7 protein-coding genes are annotated in these 10,622 nt (G+C 61.7%); 4 read left to right on the plus strand and 3 right to left on the minus strand.

Annotated elements, in window-relative coordinates:
* Positions 1-80 precede the first annotated feature (80 nt).
* Complete coding sequence (locus ACP148_RS13575; RefSeq protein ID WP_421953218.1) at positions 81-2,573, plus strand: PIG-L family deacetylase; 2,493 nt, start codon at positions 81-83, stop codon at positions 2,571-2,573.
* Between the two features lie 53 nt (positions 2,574-2,626).
* Here the strand turns inward: ACP148_RS13575 and ACP148_RS13580 are convergent, their stop codons facing one another.
* From ACP148_RS13580 to ACP148_RS13590, 3 genes are read right to left on the minus strand one after another with little or no spacing between them, the layout of a single operon-like run.
* Entirely contained in the window at positions 2,627-3,517 is an 891-nt protein-coding gene (locus ACP148_RS13580) for a DMT family transporter (RefSeq protein WP_421953219.1), read from the minus strand.
* Positions 3,518-5,869 carry a PIG-L family deacetylase gene (locus tag ACP148_RS13585; RefSeq protein WP_421953220.1) on the minus strand — a complete coding sequence of 784 codons (2,352 nt, stop codon included), beginning with the start codon at positions 5,867-5,869 and terminating at the stop codon, positions 3,518-3,520.
* A 7-nt stretch (positions 5,870-5,876) separates the two neighbouring features.
* Positions 5,877-7,118 (minus strand): ROK family protein, encoded by a 1,242-nt coding sequence (locus ACP148_RS13590; protein WP_421953221.1) that lies wholly within the window; start codon positions 7,116-7,118, stop codon positions 5,877-5,879.
* A 333-nt stretch (positions 7,119-7,451) separates the two neighbouring features.
* Between ACP148_RS13590 and ACP148_RS13595 the strand changes: the two genes are divergently transcribed.
* The 3 genes from ACP148_RS13595 to ACP148_RS13605 all read left to right on the plus strand — a co-directional run bounded on the left by ACP148_RS13595 (position 7,452) and on the right by ACP148_RS13605 (position 10,619).
* Positions 7,452-8,714 (plus strand): extracellular solute-binding protein, encoded by a 1,263-nt coding sequence (locus tag ACP148_RS13595; protein ID WP_421953222.1) that lies wholly within the window; start codon positions 7,452-7,454, stop codon positions 8,712-8,714.
* A 112-nt stretch (positions 8,715-8,826) separates the two neighbouring features.
* Complete coding sequence (locus tag ACP148_RS13600; RefSeq protein ID WP_421953223.1) at positions 8,827-9,759, plus strand: carbohydrate ABC transporter permease; 933 nt, start codon at positions 8,827-8,829, stop codon at positions 9,757-9,759.
* Entirely contained in the window at positions 9,759-10,619 is an 861-nt protein-coding gene (locus ACP148_RS13605) for a carbohydrate ABC transporter permease (protein WP_421953224.1), read from the plus strand. The genes ACP148_RS13600 and ACP148_RS13605 overlap by 1 nt, the downstream gene beginning before the upstream one ends.
* The last annotated feature ends 3 nt before the right edge of the window (positions 10,620-10,622 follow it).

The following is a 10,622-nucleotide window of genomic DNA, read 5'->3' on the forward strand; positions in this document are numbered from 1 at the left end:
CAAATTGGACGAGAAGATCCGATGCCAGGCGCCGTCGAACGGGCCATAGGAGCGAAAATTTCAAAGGTAGGATTGTCCCGATGACAAAGATCACACGACGCATGTTCATGGCGTCCTTGCCGGCAGCATATGCGGCCTCGCACATCCCGGCATGGGCGGCTCCGCTCAGCGATCTCGACCTGATCGCCCAGCAAAAACTCGAGCCGGCCATCGTTACCCTCTATCGCCGCCTTGAGCGGCTGACCTCCACCGCCACGATCATGACCACGGGGGCGCACCCCGATGACGAACCCTCGGCGATGCTGGCGGCGCTGCGCCATGTCTACGGCATCCATCCGGTGGTCTATGCCATCACCCGTGGCGAAGGCGGCCAGAACTCTATCGGGCCGGAACTGGGTTCGGTGCTGGGTGTGCTGCGCACTCGCGAAATGGAAGAAGCCTCGCGCTCGCTCGATGCCTCGCTGGCGTTCGGCAGCTTCGGGCACACCGATTCCGTACACGATTTCGGCTTTTCCAAAGACCCCAACGAAACCATCGACCAGTGGGGCCGCGACAAGATCGTCGAGCGCATGACGGCGGCGTTCCGCAAGTACAAGCCCGACATCATCATGAACTGCTTCCTCGATGTCCCCGGCCAGCACGGCCATCACCGGGCCGCCAATGTGGCGACGTTCATTGCGGCCGAACTTTCGGGCAATCCGCAGGAATTTCCCGACCAGATCGCTGCGGGCCTCGACACCTGGGAAGTCCCTAAAATCTACCAGCCGGCCTATGGCGGCGGCGGAGGCGTTTATGACGACGAGGTGCCGCCCCCGCCGGTGACACTGGTGGTCACCGCGCCCGAACGCGACAAGATTTCAGGCGCGACTTTCCCCCAGATGGGCGAATGGTCCCGCTCCTGCCACCGCACCCAGGGAATGGGGCGCTGGCGGCCCGAACCGACGACGGAATGGGAGCTCAATCTCTCCCGCGTCACCGGCGGCGGAGAAGGCGGCCAGGAAAGCGATATCCGCGAGGGGCTCATCGCCACGGTCGGGGACATCGCCGAACTCGACGGCATGCCGTCGGACACCGCAGACGCACTGCGCGAGGCGCAGGGACTGATCGAGGAGGCCATTGCCGATTACGGCGACCCGGTCGTCGTCCTGGCAAAAGTGGGCCGGGTTGGTGAAATCATCGACATGGCCCGCGACAGCCTTCCTGAAGCGTTGCGCGCCAACGTCGCCCATCGGCTCGATCGCAAGGTCAAGGAAATCGACCTCGCGCTTGCTGCAGCGGCGGGGATTCAAATCCGGTCCTATACCGAAGGTGGCGATGTGACACCGGGGGACGACGTGGTTATCAAGACCATCGTCGACGGTCCCGAGAGCGTCACGATCGAAGGTGTCGAGATCGTTGCGCGCGACGGGCTGATGGCTTCGGGCGAAACGGTTTCGGTTGCCGAAGACGCAAGCTATACCAACCCGCTCAGCGAAGAGTTCGATCCGCTCGGCGGCAATGGTGATGCATATACCAAGGTGTCGCTCAATATCGGCGGACGCTCAATTGTCCTGGATGTTGACCTTGAAGACCAACTGCGCGTTATCCCAAAGGCTTCGATGACGATCGAGCCGAGCGCGATCGTGTTCAACACCACCGCCGAACTGGGCCCCGTGCCGCTGACGGCGACGCTGACCAACGCGACGCTGGGTGATCTGTCAATGCCGGTGCCCGAGGGCTGGGCGCTCGATGAAACCGAGCGTGCCTCGGATATGAGCGGTACGTTCGAGCTGGTGCCACCGGACGGGCTCGAGCAATCGCGCTTCGATATCGAGCCCGAACTCCTGGACGAACCGGCCTATCAGATCGATATTTTCACCTACCCCCATATCGGCCGGTCGGTCGTTCCCACAACGGTTTCGGTTCCCGTGCAGGCGGTCGGTGCCGAACTGCCATCGGTCAAGCGCATCGGGTATGTGTCCGGCGGCAACGACAATGTCGGGCTCTGGATGGAGCGGCTCGGGCTCGAGGTCGTGGAATTGTCACCCGAGGACATTTCGAGCGGCACCTATGCCGATCTGGGCACGATCGTCGTTGGTATTTTCGCGTTCGGCCGTCGTCCTGATCTCGCCGAAAACATCGAAGGCATCCACGAATGGGTCCGCAATGGCGGGCACCTGGTGACCCTCTATCACCGCCCTTCGGATGGCTGGGATCCCGAGACCATTCCAGTGGCCTATCTCAAGATCGGCTCACCCTCGATCCGCTTCCGGGTTACCGATGCGAATGCGGAGGTCGATGTTCTCGAACCCGATCATCCGCTGCTCAACTACCCCAACACCATCGGGGCCGATGACTGGGCCAACTGGGACAAGGAACGCGGGCTGTATTTCGCCGAGGAGTGGGATGACGTCTATAAGCCGCTTCTGGCCATGCACGACAGCGGCGAAGACCCGCTGGCAGGCTCGCTGCTCTCTGCCCAGATCGGCGCCGGACGGCACACCCACACCAGCCTGATCCTGCACCATCAGCTCGATCATCTGGTGCCGGGCGCATTCCGCCTGCTCGCCAATCTCGTCCAGCCGGCCGAATAGTTGCCAAAGGCCCGGCCGTGACGATGAACGCCCCGGTTCGCCGGGGCGTTTTTTTATCGTTCGGCTTCGGAGTTAACCTTGCGCCGGATGGCGGCGGCTTCGAGCATATTGGTCGATTGCAGCGCAATAAGGATTATGGCCACACCGATAATCGTGGCCCATGAGGGAATTTCGCCGAAAAAGAGAAATCCGGCGAGCGCGGCAAAGCCAATCGAGAGATACCCCAGCGGCGCCAATATCCGGGCCGGAGTGGTCTGGTAGGCGCGCAGGAAGCAATATTGGCCGATCTGGGCCAGAATGCCGATGGCCAGCAAGCTCGGCCAATCCGCCGATGCCACGGGCTGCCAGACCAGCGCGGCGGGAATGGCAGTCAGCACGGAAAGTCCGACGGTGTAAAAAACCATGAGGACGGCGGTATCTTCGTTTTCCATGGCGCGGATCTGGATGACGGCGAGGGAACCGAACACCACCGACCCGAGCGCGGCGGCAAGGCCCCACGAAAACGTCACGTCGCCCGGAGCAACGATCACGAGGATGCCGGCAAAGCCGATGGCGGTGCCGATCCAGCGCACCGGGGCGACCTTTTCGGAAAGGAGCCAGACTGCAAACACCATGACGACCAGCGGTCGCATGAAGCCAATTGCATTGACCAGCGCGAGAGGCAGAGCCGCCAACGCTGTGAAATTGCAGGTCAGAGCCAGCGTGTTGCACCCGACCCGCACCAGGTGCCGCAAGGGCTGTCTGGTACCGATGACAGCGCTGCGTTTGCGCCACGCCAGCGGCAGGATGGAGACCAACCCGATCAGCGAACGGATGAAAACGAGTTGGATAGCCGGATAGGTGGCGCCCTCGAACTTGACCAGAACGGTCATGACCGTAATCAGCGTCATGTCGGCCAAAAGCCAGGCAATGCCGCTGCGATAAGAGGGCGCCAGGTCGGCCATCTACATGCGACCGCCCGCCACAAGGTTTGCCAGGATGCGGAATGCGCCGGGCACCAGGTTATCGAGCTGGTGGTGGAGCACAAGGCTCGTGTGGGTGTGACGCCCCCTGCCGATTTCAGCCGTCAGGAGCGAGCCTTTGAGCGGGTCTTCGCCCTTGTCGCTCATCGCGAGAAGCGGGGTGTAGGCTTTGTCCCATTCGGCAGCGAAATAGAGGCCGCGTTCCTTGTTCCAGCCTTCGAAGTCGCGAGCCGAAATGGGGTTGGGGCCGGCAAGGACCGGATTGTCGGTGGCCAGGACCTCGACCGGCGCCTCGGGGTTGGTCACCCGCCAGCGCAACGAGGGCTGACCGATCTTGAGAAAGCGTGGGGGAACGCCGTCAGGGTCCCAGCCATCCCATGGGCGATGGTAGAGGGTGACAAGATTGCCTCCCGCCTCGACATAGGCATGCAGCGCTTCGGTGCTGGCGGCTAGGTCGGGCCTCAGCCCGAAGGCGAAAATGCCGACGACAATCGTGGGAAACCCAGAGAGGTCTTCCGAAAGCGCCCGCGCGTCGAGTTCGGTCACCTCAAACCCCATCCTCGCCAGCCAGACGCCGACATTGTCGGCACCGCCACCGACATAGGCGACACGCCGGTCGGTGGGGAGGGCGAGGTTGAGCGCAAGAATATCGAGCCGTGCGGGGGTTACATAGAGGCTTTTGCCGATATGGGCGTAGTCGATGGGCTGGACGGTGAAGGCTGGCGTATCGTCGAGCAGCACGTCGAGGCCATGGCGCCCTTCGGCCAAGCCGCGGCCCGAGAGCGTGACGCCGTCCCTGTTCGGTGCAACTTCGATGGCTTGGGGGCTGGAAAGGCTCAGATCGCCGGCACCGCCTTCGATTTTGACTTCCACAGAGCAACCGGAAAATTCGGCGTCAGCGGGCACCAGTACGGCGCTGGGCGCCAGGCTGACCGAGGCGGCGGGCACGATGGTCAACGGCCGTTCCAGGCCAACCGCGCTCGAGATCGTGCGTCCAGCGATAGTCAGGGTCAGGACGATACACGCGTCTCCATTGGCGCCAGATGCAGCAAAGGACTGGGTAAAGGGCTCGGTGATCGGCGCGTCAGGCGCGACCTCCAGCGTGTATCGGCCCGGCCGCTGAGCGATGACCGACACACCGTCGGGGAGGATCAGGTCGACGGAAACATCCTCGGGCGCACCGCGAAGCGTCAGGCTGAGATCGATCGTCTGGCCCTGCGCAACGACCGGTCGGTCGAGCGCTGCGACACAATCGATGCCGGTTGCAACGAGCATGGCGGCTTCGAGATCGGCGATCATGGTCTCGATGCGATGGATGTGTTGTGCCGGGACGGTCTCGGCATTGGTCTCGATGACCTCAAGGGCCACCGCCAAGGGGGCGATGATCTCTCCGGCTTTGGGGAAAGCGGCGATCGCCGTGGCAATGGCCGTGTCGGCGGCCGCCAGCCCCGGGATTATGTCAGCCAGGCAGCCGGGAAGATTATCGGTGATACTGCCGTTATCATCTGGCCCGGCCCTAAGATGCAGGGGCCATTCGGCCTTCGGATTTTCGGGCCAGCGCCCCATGCCCTGGCTGGCATGGTAGAGCCGCGACCATTCCCCGATCTCGTCAAAAGTCACACCGGACGCAAAATCGGGGTCGGTCGCGATAAACCTTACCGTTTCGGCAGGTGGTGGCACCTCGTCATCGTAGGTCGATCCGCCACCCGACCAGGCGGGCAGATAATATTTGGTGACCTGCCAGGGAGCCAGGCCGCGCGCGAAATGCTCGGGATAGGCGTCGGGATCCGCAGCCAGTGCAATCGCCTGTTCGGCGGCCATGGTCATGGCGCGGTGGTGCCCGTGCTGACCTGGCACGTCGAGAAAAGTGGGAATGACAATATCGGGCTTTTCGCTTCGATAAGCCCCTACCATACGCTCGACGATCAGATCGTGCTGCCAGCGTTCGAGGGTATCGTGACCGTTTTTCGAGAACCCGAAATCATGGGCAGGATCGTTGGGGCCGAAACCGAACCAGACGATATCGGCATCGATCACCTTTGCTGATTCTTCAAGTTCGCGGGTCCGAACGACGCCAAGTGCGCCGCCGCGCTCGGGACCGAGGGTGTTCTGGCCACCCTCCCCGCGCGTGGAACAGCCAATGATGGTGCGCATGCCGAGTCCGAAGCGCATGCAGGCGAGCATGGCGTTTTGCTCATCATCGGGATGGGCGCCCGTGTGAAGCACGGTAACCGTCGATTTCAACCGTGACAGCGCCCTATGAAGCGCTACCAGGCGGGGATTGGCGCGACGCTGGGTGAAGCGATGGGTAAGCTCGGTGCGCGATAGAGGCATGATCGTCCTATGGCCGTGCGGCTGCGACTGCCGGCGAGTATTCGAGTGAGAGTTGAGGTGACAGGATGTCGTGCAGGGCGAGCGCTGCAGCGCCGAGGGCGGCTGTGAACCGCCCGGTCTGTCCGCGCACGACCCGCGGCTGGGCGCGCCCCGACCGGGTGGAGACCGATACCGGCAAGGGTTCGAGCGCCGCGATCAACGCGTCGAGGATGGCATCGGGAAGATTGCCCCCAAACACCACGGTTTCGGGGTCGAAGATATTTTCGATCAGGGCAACGGTGGGCGCCAGATAGTCGGCTGCCTCGGTGATCCAATCGACAAGCACCGGATCGTTCCGGGCGAAAAGTGGCTCGAGCGCTTCGCTGTCGAGATTTGGCCGCCCGCTGGCCGCCAGCTTCTCGCGCAGGGCGTAAAGCGATGCGAAACGCTCCAATGCGCCGTCGGAACCATAGCTCGTCCTGCGGTTACGCGGCACCAGGGCGATATGGCCGATTTCGCCGGCATTGCCATAGGCGCCGCGCAACGGAACCCCGTCCTTGAGGACACCAAGCCCCAGCCCGACACCGAAATATAGAAAACAGAAATTGGAAATCTGGCGCCCTGCCCCATAGAGGCGCTCGCCAACGGCGGCGGCGGTCGCGTCATTTTCGATCGATACGGGCTGGCCGATGGCCCGGGACAGCGTCGCCTTGGCGTCGATGCCTTTCCACCCCGGCAGCGTCGCGGGTCCGACCGAACTCATACCCTCGATCTCAAACGGCCCCGGCATAACCGCGCCGAACCCGATCAGGCGTTCGCGCGATGCACCGATCTGGGCGCAGAGCCTGTCGATTTCGTCCGAGACCCGGCCGGGGACCTGATCGGGGGTGGCCGATTCAAGCGGAGCGATCGTTTGGGCACGGACGGCGCCGGAAAGGTCGAGAAGCGTTGTCGCTATGTGATCGGCGGCGATTTCCACGCCGCCGGTCAACGGCCCGTCGGGGTTGATGGCAAACTGGATCGGCGGCTGTCCACGGCCCGAGCGCAGCCGGCCCAGTTGAACCAGCATGCCCTCGCCCAGAAGCTCATCGACGATATTGGCTACCGCCTGGGGTGTAATGCGCGCGCGCCGGGCAATTTCGGTGCGCCCCATATGACCATGAGTGCGGATGACTTCGAGCACCACACGCCTGTTGTGGGCACGGTTGCGCTCCGGATTGGACCCAATGACAAGGCGCGGGCCACGACCCTGCTTTTCCGAACTGGTCAAAGGTGTTCCCTCATGCCGATTGGACGCGCGCTATCGGATCAGCAGACTAGGCACGCCGTTCGAATAACACAAGTAGATTAATTTAATCGAGGGCAGCCGTTGGCCGAAGTGCCGCCAACGGTGGGCGGAATGTGCATTGTTTCCATTTTTGCGGCCACGCCAAGGGCCAATCGAATCCGGGCATGGCCTGCCTCGCTAATAACGAAAGTAAATTATTTTATTGACAAGGCATCGCACATCATTTGACGATGACCGGATGGTGGACGGAGGGGTCCGAGCCGCCAAACAATCTTGCAGGGGAGATGTTTCCCTGCCCCCAAAGGAGGGAACAACATGCGTAAAGCACTTGCGATGACCGCACTTTCGGCCGGCGTCAGCCTTGCCGCGCTGGGTTCGGCCCAGGCTGTGGAAATCGAATACTGGCAGTATGTATTTGACACCCGCGTCCAGGCGATGGACCAGCTGATCGTCAATTTCGAGGAAGCCAATCCCGACATCACCGTCAATCACCAGACCTTCCCCTATGCCGATTACCAGACCCGAGTTGTCGCCGCCAACGTGGCCGGACAGGGACCGGATGTGGTCCAGCTGTTCTATGGCTGGCTTGACAATTTCATCGCCGGCGGACTGATCCAGCCGCTCGATCCTGAAGTTTTCCCCACCGAAGAGATCGAATCCGATTTCTTCCCCATCGTTTCCGCCATGGAGCGCGACGGTCAGTATTGGGGCCTGCCCACCGCTGTTCGTTCGCTTGCCCTGTTCTACAACAAGGACATTCTTGAAGCTGCAGGGCTCGATCCCGAGAGCCCGCCCCAGACGCTCGACGAGCTTGTCGAAGCGGCACAAGCGACGGTCGAACGTGACGGTGGCGGCAACATCACTTCGGTCGGCATTGCCATGGGCATGGGCGGTCAGGACCACCAGTGGTGGCGCGAGGGCCTTATCCGCCAGTTTGGCGGACAGCCCTATTCCGACGATGGCCGCACGGTCACCTATAATGACGAGGCCGGGCTCGCCGCGACGACGTGGCAGGCCGAGCTTTATCTTGGCGACGATGCGGTGACCCAGGTCGGCTTCATGGATGAACCGCAGGCCGCCTTCCGGGCCGGCCGTGCCGCATTGACCATCGACGGCACCTTCCGTCTTGGTGCTTTCAACTCCATCGAGGAATTTGAATGGGGCGTCACCGAACTTCCTGCCAATGAAGACGGCATGCGCTCGAACTATGCGAGCTATTTCGCCAACGCGATCGGCTCGCGTGCCGAGGGCGAAGAACTCGAAGCGGCCCAGAAGTTCCTCGACTACATCAGCTCTCCCGAAGCCATGGAGATCTGGCTCGAAGTTGTGGGCGAGCTGCCCGCGCGCCAGGAGGTTGCCCTGACCGAGGAAAACCTGGCCGACCCCATCTACGGGCCGTTCCTGGCGGGCCTGGAATACGCCCATACCACGATCTTCGTGGATGAGGCAGCCCAGCGCCAGGTGGCGATCGATATGGAAAGCCGCATGTCGCTGCAGGGCCAGTCGCCTGCGGACTCGCTGGCTACGGCCGCCGAGGAAGAACAAGCCATCCTCGACGAGTTCTTTGCCAACCAGTAACAATGGCGGCGGATCGGTTGGCTGACCGGTTCGCCCTTTTTGCATTCGATCCAATCTGGCCGGACAACAGCCCGACCGGAACGGTTGTGCAGATCAGCAGGAGTGGCAGGCGATGACTTTGGCAGCATCGGCAAATGGCACCGCGGAGCGATCCGGAGCCTGGAACCGTCTCAGCATCGGGCAGAAGCGCCTGATCTGGGTCTGGACTTTTCTGGCGCTGCCGGTCGTCTTTTATGTCGTCATTCGCTTTTATCCCACCGTGCAGGCGTTCTGGCTGTCGTTCACCAATTGGGATTTGTTGCGTCCTGCCCAGTTCATCGGGGTGGAAAACTACGTAAAACTCTACAATGATCCGCTGTTCTGGCAGGTCTTTCGCAACACCTTCGCCTATCTGATTATCGGCACGCCGATCAGCCTGGTCGTCTCGTTTGCCGTGGCCTATTATCTCGACCGCGTGCGGTTCATGCACAGTTTCATGCGTGCCCTTTATTTCCTGCCGTTCCTGACCACGGCCGCAGCGATGGCGTGGGTGTGGCGCTGGTTCTATCAGCCGCCCCCCATCGGGATCATCAATGGCTTTCTGGGCACTGCGGGCCTGCCGGCCCAGCCGTTCCTTCGCTCGACCGAACAGGCGCTGCCCGCCATCATGGTGACGGCGATATGGGCGGGGCTGGGCTTTCAGATCATCATCTTCATGGCCGGGCTGCGGGCCATTCCCCAGACCTATTACGAAGCGGCGCGCATTGACGGGCTGGGGGAATGGGCCATCCTGCGCAAGATCACCCTGCCGCTTCTCAAGCCCACGACCGTCTTTCTCGTCGTCTTTTCCTCGATCGGGTTCCTGCGGATTTTCGATCAGGTCTACAACATGACCAGCAACGATCCGGGCGGGCCGCTCAACACGACAAAGCCTTTGGTGCTGATGATCTACCAGACGGCATTTTCTTCCTTCAACATGGGCTATGCAGCCGCGCAGACGGTGGTGCTCTTTACCATCCTCCTGATCGTTTCGCTGATCCAGCTCTGGGTTCTGAGGACACGCTGATGACCGCCACAGCTGCCACGAGCTCCGAGCTCAAACACAACTCCTCTTCCATCCGCCCTGACCGTATTTTGATCTGGACGCTGTTGTTCATCGGCGGAGTGCTTATGATCACGCCACTCCTGTTCATGTTTTCCACGTCGCTGAAGACGGCCAGCCAGGTCTATGATCTGCGGCTCATTCCTGCCGCGCCGACCTTTGATAATTACATCAAGGTGCTCTCGGACGGCCGTTTCGTGCGCTGGTTTTTAAATTCGACCCTTGTCGCGGTTTGCGTCACGCTCTCGAACGTGTTTTTCGATTCCCTCGTTGGCTACACGCTGGCCAAGTTCCAGTTCCGCGGGCGCTACCTGATCTTCATCGCCATCCTTTCCACCCTGATGATCCCCACGGAAATGCTGGTGATCCCATGGTATCTGATGAGCGCGCAACTGGGCTGGATCGACAGTTATTGGGGCATCATGTTCCCCGGCATGATGACGGCGTTCGGCACGTTTCTCATGAAGCAGTTCTTTGAAACCGTTCCCGACGATTTCCTCGAAGCGGCGCGCGTGGACGGGCTCAACGAGTTCACAATCTGGTGGAAGATCGCCATGCCCATGGTGGCTCCGGCCATCTCCGCGCTGGCGATTTTCACCTTCCTGGGCAATTGGACGGCGTTTTTCTGGCCGCTGATCGTCACCAACAGCCGCGAGCTCTATACGCTGCCGGTCGGTCTTTCGAGCTTTGCCGTCGAGCAATCGATTCAGTGGGAAATGATCATGACCGGTGCGGCGATCGCCACCATCCCGACCTTGATCGTGTTCCTCGTCCTGCAGCGCTACATCGTGCGCGGCGTGATGCTGGCCGGTCTGAAGGGCTGATCC

Source organism: Pelagibacterium sp., from assembly GCF_965249125.1.
Classification (GTDB): Bacteria; Pseudomonadota; Alphaproteobacteria; order Rhizobiales; family Devosiaceae; genus Pelagibacterium.